Raw genomic sequence first — 17,123 nt, forward strand, 5'->3', positions numbered from 1 at the left:
CCCCATCTTGGCCGCTTCCGGGGCCCGATGAACGGCGCGAGAGCGATGTTCGGGGATGTCGGCGGGATGGTGGGGGTGGCTGGCGCATCAGGGCGGCTGGCGCATCAGGGCGGCCTATCAGGGCAGGCGGTATCAGGGCTGGCCTCCGAGTTGCGTCAGGGACGACGCCCTCCGGGTTGCGTCAGGGCCGGGGCCTCGGGGCTGCGTCAGGCCTCCGGCCTCTGGACCGCCGCCGACCTCCGCCGCCACTTCACCCGCGCCGTCGGCGTACCGCCGATCGACTACCGCCGGTCTTCCGGACGACGCGGGTGGCGTGACGTTTCGGGGCCGCTCCCACGGCCTCGGTGCCGCTCCTACAACCGCGGGTCCACCGGCTCGCTTTCCAGCGCGAGCACGGCGAAGACCACCTCGTGCACGCGCCACAGCGGTTCGCCGTCCGCCAAGCGGTCGAGTGCCTCCAGTCCGAGCGCGTACTCGCGCAGGGCCAGCGAGCGCTTGTGGCCGAGGTGGCGGATGCGGAGCCGCTGCAGGTTCTCCGGACGGGTGTATTCCGGCCCGTAGATGATCCGCAGGTACTCGCGGCCGCGGCACTTGATGCCCGGCTGTACGAGGCGCCCGTCCTTCTGACGCACCAGTGCCTGCACCGGCTTGACGACCATGCCCTCACCGCCGTCCGAGGTGAGATCCAGCCACCATGCGATACCGGCCGCGACGGATGCCTCGTCCTCGGTGTCGACGATGAGACGACGGGTCGGCGCGAGCAGCCCGAGCCGGTCCGCGGGAACCGCTGTCGCAGCGCCGTCGCGCGCTGCGGACTCGCCCGCCGGCGCGGACTCGCCTGCCGCTGCGGTGTCGCCCACCACCCCGATCTCGGGTTCCGCCGCGATGAGCCGGTCTATCAGCGCAAGCTGTTCGGTGTGCGGCAGCCCGGCGAGGCTGCGGCCCTGCACGGCGAGGATCTGGAACGGGGCGAGCCGTATGCCGTCCAGCGCATCGGCCCCGGCCTGCCGGTCCGCACTCCCGCTCGCCACGGCGGACGGGTGCCCGGCTGCCGGCGCCGCTGCCTCCCGCGCCCCTGCCATCCGCGCCGTCTCTGTCCCGACCCGCCAGCAGTAACGCCGGTACGCGTCCGTGAACGCCGCCGCGTCCGCGGCACGGTCGCGCTGCCGCTCCAGCAGTGTCGATACATCGACTCCCCGTGCGGCCGCCGCCTCCAGGGCGCCGAGCGCACCCGGGAACACCGCACCGGACGCCGCGCCGACGGCCGCGTACTGCTTGCGCAGCAGACCGGCTGCCTTCAGGGACCATGGCATCAGCTCGGCATCCAGCAGCAGCCAGTCGGTTTTGAGCTCGGCCCAAAGCCCGGCCCGTTCCGCGCAGTCGCGGACCCTCCGCAGAATGTGCTCCGTCGTCTCGGCGTCGTCGAAGAACGGCCGTCCCGTACGGGTGTAGAGCGCGCCGGTCACGCCCTTAGGCACCCCGAAGAGGCCGGCGGCCACGGCCTCGTCGCGGCAGACCAGGACCACCGCCCGGGAGCCCATGTGCTTCTCCTCGCACACCACCTCCCGCACACCGTCGGCACGGTAGGCGGCAAACGCCTCCGCCGGGTGCTCCAAGTAGCCCTCCTCCTTCGACGTCGCGCAGGGCGCCATCGTCGGCGGAAGGTAGGGCAGCAGCCGCGGATCGATCGCGAAGCGGCTCATCACCTCCAGCGCGGCCGCGGAGTTCTCCTCCTTGACGGCGAGCCGGCCCATGTGGCGGGTCTCCACGATGCGCTTGCCCGCCACGTCGTTCAGGTCGAGTGGACGGCCGTCCGCACCGCCCGGGGCTTCCGTGGTGAGCGGCTTGGCGGGCTCGTACCAGACCCGCTCCGCCGGTACGTCGACCAGCTCGCGCTCCGGCCAGCGCAGCGCGGTCATGGTGCCGCCGAAGACGCAGCCGGTGTCGAGGCAGATGGTGTTGTTGAGCCAGCTGGCGCGCGGGGTTGGCGTGTGGCCGTAGACGACGGCGGCGCGGCCCCGGTAGTCCTCGGCCCACGGGTACCGCACCGGGAGGCCGAACTCATCGGTCTCGCCGGTGGTGTCGCCGTACAGCGCGAAGGACCGGACCCGGCCCGACGTCCGGCCGTGGTACTTCTCCGGCAGCCCGGCGTGGCATACCACCAGCCCGCCGCCGTCCAGGACGTAGTGGCTGACCAGGCCCTGGATGAAGTCCTGGACCTCGGCGCGGAAGGCGTCGTCCTCCTTGTCCAGCTGCTCGATGGTCTCGGCCAGGCCGTGGGTGTGCTGGACCTTGCGTCCCTTGAGGTAACGGCCGAGCTTGTTCTCGTGGTTGCCCGGCACGCACAGTGCGTGGCCGGCCCGGACCATGCCCATCACCAGGCGCAGCACACCGGGGCTGTCCGGCCCCCGGTCGACCAGGTCACCGACGAAGACGGCCGTACGGCCCTCCGGATGCGCGGCGTCCACGGCGCGGCCGGACTCATCGTGCACCAGCGCGTATCCCAGGCGGCCGAGCAGGGTTTCCAGCTCGGAGCGGCAGCCGTGGATGTCCCCGATGATGTCGAAGGGGCCGGTGCGGTGGCGCAGATCGTTGAACCGCCGCTCGGTGACGACTTCGGCCGACTCGGCCTCCGCCTGGCCGCGCAGGATGTGTACCTTGCGGAAGCCTTCACGCTCCAAGTGCCGCAGAGATCGTCGCAGTTCACGCTGATGGCGCTGGATGACGCGGCGCGGCATCCCGGCCCGGTCGGCCCGCGCGGCATTGCGCTCGGCACAGACCTGCTCCGGAACGTCAAGCACGATCGCCACCGGGAGGACGTCGTGCTCGCGCGCCAGCCGTACCAGCTGGGCGCGGGACTCGGACTGCACGTTGGTGGCGTCCACGACGGTCAGCCGGCCGGCCGCCAGCCGCTTGCCTGCGATGAAGTGCAACACGTCGAACGCGTCGCGGCTGGCCCCCTGGTCGTTCTCGTCATCGCTGACCAGCCCCCGACAGAAGTCGGAGGAGATGACCTCGGTCGGCTTGAAGTGCCGGGCGGCGAAGGTGGACTTGCCGGAGCCGGTGGCCCCGACCAGCACGACGAGGGAGAGGTCGGGCACGGGGAGGGAGCGGGACGGCCGGCTCCCGCTTCCCTTGGTGTGCTTCTGGCTCACGGTCTCGCTCACGTTCTCGGGCTCTGTCCTTGCGCGGTGTGTCTCTGTGCGGCCTGTCCCCGCGTGATCTGACCTTGTGTGGTCCGACACTGTGTGGCCCGTCTCTGTACGGTCTGTCCCTGTGTGGCCTGTCCCTGTACGGTCGGCGTCCGTCATGCCGCAGCTTCCTTCATGCTCCGCGGGCCGTTCGCGCTCCCCGAACCGCTCGCCCTCTCACCGCCGTTCGCCTGCCGCTCCCAGCCGTCGACCTCCGCCGTACGGAAGTGCGCGAGCTGGGTCGGCGGACCGACCTCTGGGTCCGCCGGCCCCACGGGACCGAAGGTCACCACGTAACCGTGCCGCTCGGCGACCTCCCGCGACCACTGACGGAACTCCTCCCGCGTCCACTCGAAGCGGTGGTCCGCATGGCGTACATGGCCGGCCGGCAGCGACTCCCAGCGCACGTTGTACTCGACGTTGGGCGTCGTCACCACAACCGTCTTCGGCCTGGCCGCCCCGAACACCGCATACTCCAGCGCGGGCAGCCGCGCCGGATCGACATGCTCGACGACCTCGCTCAGCACCGCCGCGTCATACCCCTTGAGCCGGTTGTCGGTGTACGCCAGCGACCCCTGTACGAGACGTATCCGCTCCGACTGCCGCTCGGGCATCCGGTCCAGACGCAGTCGGCGCCGGGCTTCGTGCAGCGCCCGCATCGACACATCCACCCCGACGATCTCGGTGAACTGCATCTCCTTGAGCAGCGCACCGACCAACTGGCCCTGTCCGCAGCCCAGATCGAGGACCCGCGCCGCACGGGACCCGCGCAGCACCGTGAGAATCGCCTCGCGCCGCTGTACGGCGAGCGGTACCGGCTTCTCCTCGGTGTCGGTCTCCTCGTCCACCGCGTTGTCGATCTCCTCGACCTGGGCGTCGTCGGCCTCGGCCAGGCGTTCCAGCTCCAGCCGCTCCATGGCCTGCCGGGTCAGCGACCGGCGCCGGGCCAGATAGCGGCCGACGATCACCCGCTGCTCCGGGTGGTCCTCCAGCCAGCCCTCGCCGGCGCGCAGCAGCTTGTCGACCTCATCGGGCGCGACCCAGTAGTGCTTGGCGTCGTCGAGGACCGGCAGCAGCACATACAGGTGGCGCAGCGCGTCGGCGAGCCTGCGCTTCCCGTCCAGGACGAGCCGTACGTAGCGCGAATCGCCCCACTCCGGGAAGGTCTCGTCCAGCGGAAGCGGCTCGGCCAGCACCGTCCATCCCAGCGGCTGGAACAGCTTCCGTACGAGTTCCGCACCGCCCCGGGCAGGCAGCACCGGCACCTCGATACGCAACGGGAGCGCCTGCTCCGCCAGTTCGGGACGCGCCGGGCACTGTCCCTTCATCGCGCTCGCGAAGACGCTCCGCAGCGCCACCGCCAGCAGTGAGGAGGCCGCGTACGGCCGGTCGTTCACATACTGCCCGAGCGCCGAATCCGGAGCACCTCCCCGGCCCTTTCCCCTGCCCCGGCGGACCAGGGCGATGGGATCGACCTCCAGCAGCAGCGCGGCCGTGCACCGCTCGGCTTCCGCCTCCGGGTACAGCACATGCGCGGTGCCGTACGACGTCGAGAACTGCTGCGCCTTGTCGGGATGCTTGTGCAGCAGGAATCCGAGGTCGGTCGCGGGACGTTCGGCGCTGCCAGTGGTGGTTATCGTCAGGAACACACGTCTGAGTATTACGTGACCTGCCTCGATCCCCCACCGGTTTTCCGGCAGCAGCGACGATTGATCGAGCAGGCCACCGATGCCCCCCTCCAAAAGCGCGTCCATAAGCCCGCCCATGAGCCGTTCCATGAGCACATTCAGGGCCTCCCCCGGCCACGCGCACGGCGGGGTTGCCACGGCCGGCCAGGCGCTCCCGCCGGGTCGTGCCGGCAGCGATCACCAAGGCAATATGGGCGGCATGGAACTTCGCATCTTCACCGAACCCCAGCAAGGAGCCACCTACGAGACGCTCCTCCGCGTCGCGCGGACGGCGGAAGAGCTCGGCTACGGGGCCTTCTTCCGCTCCGATCATTACCTGCACATGGGCAATGTCGACGGACTGCCCGGCCCTACGGACGCCTGGACCACCCTCGCCGGTCTGGCCCGCGAGACCCAGCGGATCCGGCTCGGCACGCTGATGACGGCGGGTACCTTCCGCCTCCCGGGCGTGCTCGCCATTCAGGTCGCGCAGGTCGACCAGATGTCGGGCGGGAGGGTGGACCTGGGCCTCGGCTCCGGTTGGTACGCGGAGGAACACGCCGCCTACGGAATCCCGTTCCCGAAGGAGAAGTTCGGCCGGCTCGAAGAACAACTGGCGATCATCAGGGGCCTGTGGGACACGCCTGTGGGCGAGCGCTTCACCTTCGACGGGAATTTCTACCAACTGCAGGATTCTCCGGCGCTCCCGAAGCCCGCACAGTCGCATGTGCCTCTCCTCATTGGCGGGCACGGCGCCAGGCGCACTCCGGCTCTCGCCGCGCAGTACGCCGACGAATTCAACATTCCTTTCGCATCGCTGGAGGACACGGAGCGGCAGTTCAAGCGGGTACGGGCAGCGGCCGAGGAGCGTGGCCGGAAGGCGGATGATCTCGTCTACTCCAATGCTCTCGTGGTGTGTGTGGGTAAGAGCGACGCGGAGGTCGAGCGACGCGCGGACGCCATAGGGCGGGAGGTCGAGGAACTGAAGGCCAACGGGCTCGCGGGCTCCCCGGCCGAAGTCGTGGAAAGGCTGGGGCGGTTCGCGGCCCTGGGATCGCAGCGCGTCTATCTTCAGATGCTGGATCTTGACGACCTGGACCACATGGAACTGATTGCCGCGGAGGTCATGCCGCAGCTTTCCTGAACACCGGGCGTCCCGTCGGACGAGCCGCGTCACACCCGGCGGGACGCCGACCGGCGCAGGAGCGGTGGCACTCCCCGCGCATGGCCGGACGGAGCAACGGGCGTGGGGGCCTGGGCGTAGGCACGAGCGTGGGCGTAGGCACAAACGCGGGCGTAGGCATGGGCTCCGGCGTGAGCGCTGCTGGACTCACGATCGAGTGGCACCGCCGATTCAGCCGGCGCGGAACCACTCCAGGACGGGCCGGTGCACCATCAGGCGAGGTCCCTGTCGCGCACCTCCAGCTTTTCGAGTATTCCGGCCACGCGGTCCCTCGACTCATCGGCCATGTCGATGGCCTCGACACAGGTCCAGTACATCCCCTCCTCATCCGCGGTCGACACCACACTCACCAGCGCCTCGCACACCTCTTGCAGCAATTGGCACATGCCGGCCAAAGCGGCCTTGACATCACGCACTTCGGACAGCTGAGCCGCCCGCAGCCCACCGGTCGCAGGCCCCGAGCACAGCAGTCCCCCGCTGAACCGCCCGCCCGCGTCGCCCAACCCGCGTGCTCTGGACCGGACTTCATAGGGCCCGAATATCGCGAGATGGCTACCGATCGCCTCCGACAAAGCTTGCGCTTGCCATGCTTCGACGACCACGTCATGAGCCGTGCCCGCCTGCGCCAGACCGCGCCGGTTGGCCGCGATGATCCGCACCGCGTCCATCCGCGCCCCCTCCTTCCCTCTCCGTCACTTTCACCTACACTCTTTCCACTACCCAGAGTGAGGGTCAACACCCAAAAACGCCAGGGGAATTCGCAAATCTGTGGACAACCAAGGCGCTGTGGAGAGATCCATGACTCCGGAGAGTGACAAATGGCGGGTTCAGACCCGCTCCTCCCCCTTGCGCCACCCTGTCCCCGCCAACCGCCCTGCCACTACAGGCCACTTGAACCGCCGCCGACACTACCGTCACGCCGATCCACGCGATCCCCGCCCGTCGGCCGACATACCGCGCCAGGAGGAGAGGGCACGCCTCAGCAGGGAGGAAGTGCACGTCTCGGCAGGAAGGCGGCAGGGCGCGCCCGGAGCCCCGCGCACCTCTCCCGTGCCCCGGCTGCCGCCCGGCCGTTCCCTACCCCTCGCTCCCCCGCGGCCGGTCCGGGCGTGCCGAGGGCCCCGGCGGGAAGCGTGACTCATTGCGTTCGATCTTCGCGGCGAGTGCCGTCAGGGCATCGATCCCCAGGGCCTCACAGAACTGCAGCAGATAGGCCAGTACGTCCGCGACCTCGTCCTCGACCCGGCCGGCGCGTTCCGGGTCGGACATGACTTTCGCCGATTCCTCAGGAGTCAACCACTGGAAGATCTCCACCAGTTCGGCGGCCTCGACGCTGAGCGCCGCGGCCAGGTTCTTCGGGGTGTGGTACTGCTGCCAGTCCCGGGCCGCCGCGAAGGCGGCGAGTCGTCGCTGCAGGGCTTGAAGATCCTCACTCATACCCCCAGGTGTAGCACCCGTACATCGGGCAGCCCCTCGGCGACCGACGGGTCGCGCACCGTCCCCAGCAGACGGACATGCCCCCGCTCAGTCATCCGTACGGCCAGCGACACCAGCTCCCGCGCCTGCCGCTGGTCCATGCAACGGTCCATCCCGTCCGCCAGGACCGTCAGCTGCTGCTGAGCCGACGGGATCTCCCCGGCCGGGTCCATGGCGAGCACCCCCGGGCCGGTGAGCAGCACCAGCGCCAGCGCGACAAACCGCAGCTCACCGTCCCCGAGCTGCTCGATGGGCAGCGCCCCCAAGGCACCCCGGTCGATGACGGCCCGCATGCCCTGTGAGCCACGCCCCGCCTGGGACGCGTCCACCATGGGGGACCCGCTCACGGCCTGAGCCGCCTCAGCACCTCGTGACGGCTGAGTCAGCTGAGCTACCCGGGGCCCTTGCGCCCCCTGGGCTGCCGGCGCCGACCCGACCCCGGCCTTCTGCCCCACCCCGGGCCCGGCATCCACCGCCCCCTCGGCACTCCCCTGCCGCGGCACCGCCCGCAGCCCGTCGACAGGGCCGGTGGACGCCTCCCGTACGGCCCTGACCAGCACCTCATGCCGTCGCCTGCATTCGCGACTCGTACGGTCCAGCACCGCGGGAAGGTTGTCGCAGGACGGCCTCAGCCGCCCCTCATCCACCACTTCCTCGTCCCCGTCACGCCGCCAGTCGCCGGATTCGCCACCGCCCCGGCGCCCGGCACGCGCACCCCCGCGCCCGGCCCCACGGGATCCCCCGGAACTCCCCTCCCGGCCACCCCCACGAGCCCCGTTCCGCACCGCACCTCCCCCACCGGAACCGCCGTGGCCGTCACCCCCACCCTGCGCAGCGTCCCCACCCCTGCCCGCCGCGCGCATCACTTCCGGCCGGGGATCGCAGACGAACGCTGACCGGAGCGCGACCACGACCTGCTCCGCCGCGGCCAGGACCAGTCGCTGTCCCGCCGTCTTGCCCGCGACGCGCAACGGCAGCAGCGAGGTGCCCAGCCGGTCGTCGGGCAGCGGCGCACGTGTCACCGGAGTGGCACCCGCCGTGTGCCAGGCCGCTTGGACGGCGGGGCGGGACGGATCGGTGAGGGCCGTGGTGAGCAGCGTCTGGCCGCCACCGGTCAACCGCTCGCCGACGATGCGCAGTTCGGGCTCGGCCTGCACGGCGAGATCGAGGCTGACCGGGCCGGCCGGTCCGTCGACCGTGCAGCCGATACGGAACCCACGCCGCCCCTGGCCGTCGGGGCGGGCGCCCGCCGGAACGCATGCCGTCGCACCGCCCGCCACCACCTCGACGGCCCGCGCCAGCCGCTCACCACTGCCGAGCCTGGCGAGGATCTCGTAAGCCTGAAGCGCACTGGACTTGCCGCTGCCGCTCTCCCCGCTCAGCAGCGTCAACGGGCCGAGCGGCAAAGTGACGCCTCGATGGGACTTGAAGGCGGACAGCCGTAATTCGGTGACCGCCGGCCGCACACTGTCGGTATCCATGTGGGGACGCTATGCAGCGCCCCGCACGGAGAACCGTTACGCCCGACAGCTCTTCCTACGAACGGGGGACGGTACCGCCCGCCGCCTCGGCGACCTCGGTGCCGATCGGCGCCAGCAGGAACACATTGGTGTCGACGCGGTGCATTCCGCTGCCGAGCCCGAAGACAACCCCGCTGGAGAAGTCCAGGATGCGCTTGGCCACATCGGTGTCGGCGCTGCTGAGGTCCAGCAGGACCGGGATCTGCGCCATGAGGTACTCGGCGACCTCGCGCGCGTCCGCGAAGGTCTGCACGCGGATGACGATGAACCGCCGCATTTCCTCCGCCGGTTCCTCCTCGGGGAGGGCGCGGTGGTCGGGCCAGGACGGCCATTCGCTGCCGCTGCGGAGCGGGACGACCTCGGCGAGCCCCTCCCACTGCTCGTCGGTGGCATCGGGGTCGTTCACCGAATCACCTCACCCAGAGGGGCACTGATTGTCTGCGGCGGTATCTGCATCGCACGATTCTAGGGATAAACACACAAAGCTTGTCACATGCGACACGCGGCGCCGCACCCCTGCCCCATCCTGCACCATGGCCCCTGACCAGTGCCGACGACGTCGGCAGATATCTTGCGTCGAGTTTGTGTGTGCCCGTTCATCCCCCCTTGTGACGGAGGTCGGTACAGTCGTCCACGCTGGGCCTCCCGTAGCCGCAGCACCTCACGCGTTTCTTGCTGGGTATCGTGGCGCCACGTGGGCGACAGCACTGTATGGACCGTGGCGATCGCGGCGCTGACCGGTGGCACCGCGGTGCTCGCCAGTTGGGTCACCAGCCGCGGCAGCACCCAGGCCGCCAGAATCCAGGCGGAGATAGTCGCGCGGTCGCAGCGTGCCGAGCGGCTGCGCGAGAGCCGGCGTACGGCCTATCTGGATCTGATCGAACAGACCCACCGGATGGGCGAGTTGTACTGGGAGATATCCGCGTCGCTGCGGCTGCCCGAATCCGCTGACCGTACGGCAGCTCTCCACGAGCTGTACGACCGGGAGATCGCCGAGTATGCCCGGATGCGCCGCTGCGCACGCGTCGTGGAGCTGGAGGGCCCGGCCGCAGCGGCCGCGGCGGCGCTCGCCCTCCAAAAGGCCACCGGTCCCTTCTTCTCGGCTTTCAAGGCCGAGTTGGATGGCAACAGCGGTGCCCGCAACGGCGATACGGACAACCAGCGCGACAACCACGAAGAGTTTAACGCCGCCTACAACCCCTTCTGGAAGGCGCTGGAGGACTTCGTGGACGCGGCCCGGGACGCCCACCAGAACGGCGAGGGCGCCTGAGCTCTAGAGGGTGTCGTCGAGCAGGTCGGTGACGAACTTTCGCAGTCGCCCGTCCACTACGGGAGTGACGCCGTGCAGCACCTGGGCCCCGTAGGCGACGACGGTGCCCGGCCCCGCATCGCACATCCACCGGGTACGGTGCGCGCGCTGAAGCCATCCCGGCTGCTGGTCGTGCTGCTGCAACCCGTGTGTTCCGGCGGGAAGGTGCCGGGTGAGCGGAGTGTCCGGTGCGAAGCCGTCCTCCGGACCGGCGATCCGGCCGTCCCAGAGCACCGGGTCGGACGATGTCTCGACGTAGAATCCGCCGCCCCGGTCGGCGTCGTCGAGGACCACGCCGATCCGGCCCGAGCGGCGCGGGCGGGCCGCCGGGTCCACGATCCCGTCGATATGCGCCGGCACGCTCTCGCCCTCCCCCAGTTCCGTGTACCCCCAGGGCGCGGCGCTCCGCACCGACGGGAGCACACGGCGCAGCACGGGCAGCGCACGCTCCAGGGCACTGTGCAGAATGTCCTGTGCCTCTTCCGGCGCCTCGACCACTTGCGCCTGGAAGGCGGGCCGCCAGCCGCCGAGTCCGGTGGCCACGATCTTCCGCAGCTGAGTGAGTTCCTCCTCCGTCAGAAAGTTCTCGACCGTCTGCAGTGCCAGCGTCTGCCCCACGGTAATCACGGCACGCCCCCTTCGAAGAGCACTCGTCGGTCCGATCAGGGTCCCGCCGGATCCGGCAGGCGCTGCAGGGCGCGAAGCGCCACGTCGACGCAGAACGGCGCAGCCGGGGCGCCCACGCCCGCGCGTACGACGGGGTCCGCCGCTTACGCGAAGGGGGGCACGGGGTCGGCTGGGTAGTCTCCGCGCCCTGTACGGTGCACCGTCGTCCGTGCGGGGTCGCTCCCTGCCCCGCCTATCGCGGTCGTACGCTGCCCAGCCACAGAACGTCGCGGGCGCGGGTCATGGCGACGAAGAGCTGGCTGCGGGCCAGTTCGCCGCGTTCACGTGCCGTCTCGGCCGATTCGGGGCCCGTTGGCACATCGGCGTCGTGCAGCGGCAGATAGACACGCTTGAATTCCAGGCCCTTGGCGCGGCGATAGCTGCCGAGCTTCACGGCCTCGACGGTGTGTCCGTCGTAGTGCTCCAGCAGGCACACGCGTATGCCGGCCTGGGTGAGAAGGCGCTGGTAGCCGTCGATGGCGCGCTTCGACGAGCACAGTACGGCGGCGTCCGACCGCTCCTGGGGTGTCAGCTCGCGCAGGGCCGCCACGAGCGCCTGGTCGTGTTCGGCCGCCGTCGGCTTCACCACGCGGTGCACCCGGCCGTCGTGATAGGTCAGGTCGACGTCCCGTCGTCCCGGGGTACGAAGGCCGTCGATGTCCTCGAAGGAGTCCTCGGCGACGATGGCCAGCGCGGCGTCCACGATCTCCTTGCTGTTGCGGTAGTTGGTACGGAGGACCTGGCCGCGGTCGCCACGGATGTCGACGCCCGCGTCCGACAGCCGGAAGCCACCCGGGTAGACGGCCTGCTGGCCGTCGCCGACCAGGAGCAGGCCGTTGGGTGTGTCGCCGACCAGGGCGTACAGCAGCCGCACTCCGACGAGTGTCAGATCCTGGACCTCGTCCACGATGACGGCCCGGTAGGGGGAGTCGCCGGCGCCGGTCGCCTCTTCCAGGGCGAGGGAGAGAATGTCGTTGAAGTCGTGCACGGCGCGCTCGGTCCGGTGGGACTCATACGCCTCGTACAGCGCCCAGACCGCCCGCCGGTGAGCGCGTCGGAGGGTGGTCCGTCGACGGCGGCGGGCGACGGCGGCGTATTCCTCGAACGAGGCGATGCCGCGCCCCTTGATGACGTAGCTGATCTCTTCGTGCCAGTAGTGCGGGGACGGGTCGATCTCGGCCAGGCAGCTGTCCCGTCCGACGTCCTTCCAGGCGAAGCTGAAAGCCGTCTCCGCCCTCGCCTTGTTCAGCTGGACCGGCACACCGCGTCCCTTCAGGAACTCCTGGGCCCAGGAGTGCAGGCTGCGGAAGTCGATCCGGTCCGCCACGGCCGGGGCCATGGTCTTCAGAAAGGTGCCCTGCACACGGGGCAGGTTGTTCGCGAAGGTGACGTACAGGACCCGGCCGGTGGTGTGCCGGGCGAGGTGGGCCGCACGGTGCAGTCCGACGACCGTCTTGCCGGTGCCGGCCGGACCGCTGATACGGGCGGGGCCGGCCCAGTTACGGCGCACCAGCGCGACCTGGTCAGGGTGCAGAAAGGTCATCCACTGTTCGATGGGCGCCTGACGTGCCTCGTCCAGCGCGGCCTGGCAGAGGCCGTCGAGGTCGAAGAGGCCGTCGGGCTCCGATCCCGGTTGCCGTGGACGGCTGCGCGACGGAACGGTCCGCGCGGGCGCCCGGTCTGACTGCCCCGTCCGTCCGGCCACCGGGGGCCACGAGTTTCGTGCGGCTTGTGGGGTGCGTGCGGACTGTGGGGTTGGTGCGCCTCGGGCCGGCGCGCTCCGCTTCGCGGACGGGTCCTCGTACTCGGGGAAGACCCGCTCCAGATGCTCGGCGATGGCGCGCACCTGCGCCGCGGAGAGCCGGGTGCGCTCACGCAGCAGCGCCGGTCCGATCTCGTACTCGCCCAGCAGCCGGATCCGCCCTAACTCGACGTTGACCTGCCGCCCCACGAAGGCCATGACCGGCTGCACCGCCACCGGGGACAGGCCCAGCGAGGCCACGGCGCCCTCCGCCGTCTTCGTCACCGCCAGCAGCTTGCGCCGGTGCTCGTCGCGCGACTCGCCCCCGGCGCGCAGCTCACCGTCCGAAGTCTCCGGAGCGGCCTGCCAGTTCTTGACGTCGACGACGAAGACACCACCGGGGCCGATCAGCAACATATCGACATTGGCCGCGCGGGTGCCCGGCCATCGCCGGTCGACGAGCAGCCGCCAGCCCCGCTCGGTCAGCACCAGCAGCTGCGCGGCGACCCGCCGCTCGCCCTCGCTCGCCGCCTCCCAGCGCAGTGCCCGCTGCCGGGCCGCCCGCCACTGCTCGCGCAACAGCCGTTCCTGGAGCCGGGCTTCCTGAGCCCGACGTGCGGCCGAACCGCCTGCCGCCATGTACTCGCCCCCCTCGTACGCGGAGTAGTGACCATAGGTCGTTGCACGGTGGTGCAATAGCTGCCGTGGGGTGGCGCCGAGCTGCAGACCGGCGCCCCAGCGGCTCGGCGAAGGCTCGGTCACGCGTCGTATGAGGGGTCTCATGCCGGTCGTTTGACGGTTCGTTTGACGCGTCGTCTGACGAGTGGTTTGACGGTTGGTGTGACAGTTGGTGTGACGGGGCGGTGGCAGGGTCGATGACAGGTCGGCGGAGGCGCCGGGAAGCCATGGTGCGGTCCGGCGTCCCGGCGCCCCCGCCCGGCCCTACCCGGCGCTCAGGCTCAGCAGCGACGGAAGGATGCGCGCGGCCGATGTACCCAGTCCCGTCGGTCCCCCGGGCCACATCGGTGACACCGGTCCGTGGCTCAGGTACTCCTCGCGGTAACGACGGCAGTCCCGGTGCCAGTTGAGGATCCCGGCCATCCAGTTCTCCAGCTCTTTCACATACCCGTCGAGTGCCGCACGCGCTTCCCCGGAGAGATTGAAGTCGTCGTAGACGATGGGGAGTTCGTTGGCGGCGACATGCTGGAACTCGCGCATACGGGACGTCATCAGGTCGTGGACGATGGCCAGCGCGGCCGGGTAGTCGCAGTCGAAGAAGTTCTGGACCACGAGGAGGGAGTTGTGCACCTCGCCCTCGTACTCGATCTCCTTCTGGTAGGAGAAGACGTCGTTGAGCAGGCAGGCGTAGTCGACGGCGGAGTTCTCCAGTGAGCGCATCGGGCCGGTGCGGTAGATCTCGGGTGGGACCGTCCGCCCGTGTCCGATGCGGCTCAGGCTCATGGTGAGGTCGGCACCGAAGGTCGCCCGGCGCATCTCGATGTAGTCGACCGGGTCGGGGATACGGTTCAGCGCCTGGTTCTCCAGTTCCCAGAGCCAGCTGGAGATCATGGTCTCGACGGCCGCACGGAACGAACGGCGCGCGTCGGGGGACATCGGGCCCGCCGTACGGGACCACAGGTCCGCCAGGCCGCGTTCGAGGGGGGTGACCGGTGCGGTCGTCGGGGCCGAGAAGTCGACCGTCATCAGCTGCGACAGGCGCTCATTGCATGCCTTGGCCGGGGCCAGGTCGCGGGTCCGGCCGAAGACCGCGGGGTAGTAGTCGTCCGCGTAGGTGCCCCAGGCAAGCCACTGGGTGCCCAGATCGAGTTCCTCCAGGGTGGCGTCCGGGTGGAGGCCCGCCGCGCAGAGGGCGAGATCGTGCCGCTTGATCGCGGGCTCGTCCCAGATGCCGGAGAAGGGCACGCCGGGCTGCGGCCGGAGCATGCCCATGCGGTGCGCCCATGCGATGACGTTGCGGCGGGACGTTTCCAGGTGCGGGCTGAGGGTGAGGGTGAACGGCATGTAGATGTCGGGGATCTTGGACGGCCCGACCTTTGTGTACGGGACGTGGCTGTGGCTGCGGGCACGCCGTCCGGCGGCCGTGGCCAGGGCCCTCTTCAGGTCCGCCGCCGAAGTGCCTAGGCCGCTGACGGCGAAGGGCGACCAGGACGCGGATGCCGCGGAGGACGACAACGGGGCCCCCGCCGCCGCTCCCCCGCCGTTCATGTACCGGCTGGAGCGCATATGCCATTCATGGCCGCCGGACTGCCAGTCCTGCAGCCCCTTCGCGTACGCCAGCACGTCCGCGCAGGATTTCGGGTCGAGCCCCTTCTCCACGAAGAGCGCGGGGAGTTCACCCAGCACCGTGTTCTCGAACTGCTGGAGACGCGAGGTGATCAGGTCGTTGACGGCGTCCGCGGCCTCCTGGGTGGTGCAGTCCAGGAATGTCTCCAGGACCAGAACGCCGTTGCTCAGCTCTCCTTCGTCCTGCGTTTCCCGCTGGTAGGAGAAGAGGTCGTTGCGCAGATGGACGCCGTCGCAAAAGGTGTCCTTGAGGACCCGCAGGGGACGCGAGTCGGCCACGGCCGCGGGAATTTCGGCGCCGGCCGCGAACTCCACCAGGCCCGAGGACCACGGCGCTCCGCCGACCTTCCGCCGCATCTCGATGTACTCGACGGGATTGGGCACGCGGTGGATGTTGATATTCGCCAGTTCCCACAGCGATTCATTGAGCAGATGCTCGGTGGCCTCGGCGAACCGCGCCCGCCACGCCATGGACATATGCGGCACGGTGCGCTGCCACAGATCCGCCAGGCCGGCTTCGACGGGGTTGGTCGGCTCGGGCATGGGCGTCGCCAGATCCATCGGCATAAAGGCCGGCAGCCGGTCCAGATATGCCTTGCCGCCCTCGCGGTCCTGCGTCCGCTTGAACTTCTCCAAGAAATGGTCGTCGAAGAAGAAGACCCACACATACCAGTCCGTCACCATCGAGAGCGCCTGCTCCGAGGCGTCCGGATGGGTGTACGAACACAGCAGGGCATAGTCGTGGGCGTCGAGGTCCCGTTCCTCCCAGATGTCCGAGCCTTCGAGCATTCCCATGCCGCGGGCCCACTTCTTCGAGTGTTTCCGGGCCGATTCGAGATGCGGGTTCAGCCGCGCCGGATGAGGGACGTAGAAGTTCGGCAATTCGAATGGCTGTGTCGTCTGCGTCGTCTCTGTCATCGCTGCTGACCTCTCCCGATACGCGCGGAGGGAAGGCGCGGTGCGGTACGCCCCCCTGACGTGCACAGCACTACCCCGGGGGGTGCCGTGGTAGGCCGGGTCCATCGAGACATCAGCGTTGATCGGCGTTGAGCAGCGTTGCCGTTTTCCGTATCTCGTGCGCGCATTCGAGCCAATCGGGCCCATTCGAGCTCATGAGCGGTGTTTCGCTGATGGGTTGTGCGTGATGCGTGATGCAGGTGTGTGATGCATGGTGCAGGTGTGTGATGCATGGTGCAGGTGTGTGATGCATGGTGTGTGATGCGTTCCGCGTTCCGTTGATGCGTTCTGCGTCGTCACGGTGAACCGGGACTCCCAGGGCTCCGGACAACAGCGCCGGCAGCGCCTGCCCGGGCCCCCTCCGGCACACCACCCGGTCGATCAGCAGCCACTTCGCCAGGACGCCCGCGACGACCATTCCGGTGGCGGGCGCCGTCGACCCGAACCGTACCGTCGCCCACACCGCGCACCCGCCCCGCGGCACGGTCCGCCCGGCGAGTTCGGCGAGCGTGGCGGCCGGGTCGAGGGGGTGTCCGGCGGCCGTCAGCAGCCCCACCAGGGTGAGAGCTGCGAGCCCCGTGACGGCGGCGGGCCAGGCGAGGCGGCGGGCGACGGTGCGCGGGTAGCCGGTCGGCAGCGAGAGGTGCAGCGCGGCCATCGGCTCCCGCGCCACCGCCGCGGCGCAGGCCGCGCCGCGGCGGCCGGAGGCGCGCAGGTCAGCAGCGAGCGGCCGAGGAGCAGACCGGCGTCGGTGCGCACGACCATCGACGCGTACGCGAGGAGCTTCGGCAGCGCCGACAGCGCGTAGGACTGCCGTCCACAGCGGCGTACCTCGTGGGACCATCAAGTCGCGGCGGCCATTGCGGAGTTCCTCCCGAGTGTCCCTGGCCGGGCTGCAACGGTGGAACGGCATATGCGCAGCACCGCATCGATCGAGGCCATGACTCGGGCTGCCACGGCCCTGACATCCCTGGGGGGCACAGCTCCGGGACGCGGGATTCACCGCGCACGAGATCAGCGCGCGGCTCGGCGTACCCGACATCCGCGAGGCGCCGGCCAACGCGGCCTGGCACTCCTTCGCCCAGGGCCACAGCGACGAACCGGCCGAG

12 protein-coding genes are annotated in these 17,123 nt (G+C 70.0%); 2 read left to right on the top strand and 10 right to left on the bottom strand.

The features are described from left to right. Positions 1-353: 353 nt before the first annotated feature. Together K9S39_RS12765 and K9S39_RS12770 are read right to left on the bottom strand one after the other, a co-directional pair. The gene (locus tag K9S39_RS12765; RefSeq protein ID WP_406707918.1) at positions 354-3,311 is read right to left on the bottom strand and encodes a polynucleotide kinase-phosphatase; all 2,958 of its coding nucleotides are present in this window, start codon (positions 3,309-3,311) and stop codon (positions 354-356) included. Then, positions 3,308-4,840 (bottom strand): 3' terminal RNA ribose 2'-O-methyltransferase Hen1, encoded by a 1,533-nt coding sequence (locus K9S39_RS12770; RefSeq protein WP_248863462.1) that lies wholly within the window; start codon positions 4,838-4,840, stop codon positions 3,308-3,310. The genes K9S39_RS12765 and K9S39_RS12770 overlap by 4 nt, the downstream gene beginning before the upstream one ends. A gap of 238 nt (positions 4,841-5,078) precedes the next feature. Here K9S39_RS12770 and K9S39_RS12775 point away from each other — a divergent pair, with 238 nt between their 5' ends. Further along, complete coding sequence (locus K9S39_RS12775; RefSeq protein WP_248868713.1) at positions 5,079-6,002, top strand: LLM class F420-dependent oxidoreductase; 924 nt, start codon at positions 5,079-5,081, stop codon at positions 6,000-6,002. A 251-nt stretch (positions 6,003-6,253) separates the two neighbouring features. On the opposite strand, the gene K9S39_RS12780 is transcribed toward K9S39_RS12775, so the two are convergent. The 4 genes from K9S39_RS12780 to K9S39_RS12795 all read right to left on the bottom strand — a co-directional run bounded on the left by K9S39_RS12780 (position 6,254) and on the right by K9S39_RS12795 (position 9,443). Beyond that, positions 6,254-6,709, bottom strand: coding sequence for a DUF6099 family protein (locus K9S39_RS12780; protein ID WP_248863463.1), 456 nt, complete (start codon positions 6,707-6,709; stop codon positions 6,254-6,256). A 409-nt stretch (positions 6,710-7,118) separates the two neighbouring features. Continuing rightward, the gene (locus tag K9S39_RS12785; RefSeq protein WP_248863464.1) at positions 7,119-7,478 is read right to left on the bottom strand and encodes a nucleotide pyrophosphohydrolase; all 360 of its coding nucleotides are present in this window, start codon (positions 7,476-7,478) and stop codon (positions 7,119-7,121) included. After that, positions 7,475-8,998 carry a biotin transporter BioY gene (locus tag K9S39_RS12790; protein WP_248863465.1) on the bottom strand — a complete coding sequence of 508 codons (1,524 nt, stop codon included), beginning with the start codon at positions 8,996-8,998 and terminating at the stop codon, positions 7,475-7,477. Before K9S39_RS12790 ends, K9S39_RS12785 begins: the two co-directional genes overlap by 4 nt. 55 nt (positions 8,999-9,053) lie before the next feature. Further along, positions 9,054-9,443 carry a cell division protein SepF gene (locus K9S39_RS12795; protein ID WP_248863466.1) on the bottom strand — a complete coding sequence of 130 codons (390 nt, stop codon included), beginning with the start codon at positions 9,441-9,443 and terminating at the stop codon, positions 9,054-9,056. 288 nt (positions 9,444-9,731) lie between these two features. Between K9S39_RS12795 and K9S39_RS12800 the strand changes: the two genes are divergently transcribed. After that, positions 9,732-10,307, top strand: a complete 576-nt coding sequence (locus tag K9S39_RS12800; RefSeq protein WP_248863467.1) for a hypothetical protein — start codon at positions 9,732-9,734, stop codon at positions 10,305-10,307. A gap of 3 nt (positions 10,308-10,310) precedes the next feature. On the opposite strand, the gene K9S39_RS12805 is transcribed toward K9S39_RS12800, so the two are convergent. From K9S39_RS12805 to K9S39_RS12820, 4 genes are all read right to left on the bottom strand, one after another. Continuing rightward, positions 10,311-10,964 (bottom strand): hypothetical protein, encoded by a 654-nt coding sequence (locus tag K9S39_RS12805; protein ID WP_248863468.1) that lies wholly within the window; start codon positions 10,962-10,964, stop codon positions 10,311-10,313. A 241-nt stretch (positions 10,965-11,205) separates the two neighbouring features. After that, positions 11,206-13,515: a nuclease-related domain-containing DEAD/DEAH box helicase gene (locus tag K9S39_RS12810; protein WP_406707919.1), complete on the bottom strand. Its 2,310-nt coding sequence runs from the start codon at positions 13,513-13,515 to the stop codon at positions 11,206-11,208. A gap of 180 nt (positions 13,516-13,695) precedes the next feature. After that, complete coding sequence (locus tag K9S39_RS12815) at positions 13,696-15,975, bottom strand: family 2 encapsulin nanocompartment cargo protein terpene cyclase (protein ID WP_248863469.1); 2,280 nt, start codon at positions 15,973-15,975, stop codon at positions 13,696-13,698. 112 nt (positions 15,976-16,087) lie between these two features. Then, the gene (locus K9S39_RS12820; protein ID WP_248863470.1) at positions 16,088-16,672 is read right to left on the bottom strand and encodes a hypothetical protein; all 585 of its coding nucleotides are present in this window, start codon (positions 16,670-16,672) and stop codon (positions 16,088-16,090) included. Between the last annotated feature and the right edge of the window lie 451 nt (positions 16,673-17,123).

Origin of the sequence: Streptomyces halobius (genome assembly GCF_023277745.1) — a bacterium.
GTDB lineage: Bacteria > Actinomycetota > Actinomycetes > Streptomycetales > Streptomycetaceae > Streptomyces > Streptomyces halobius.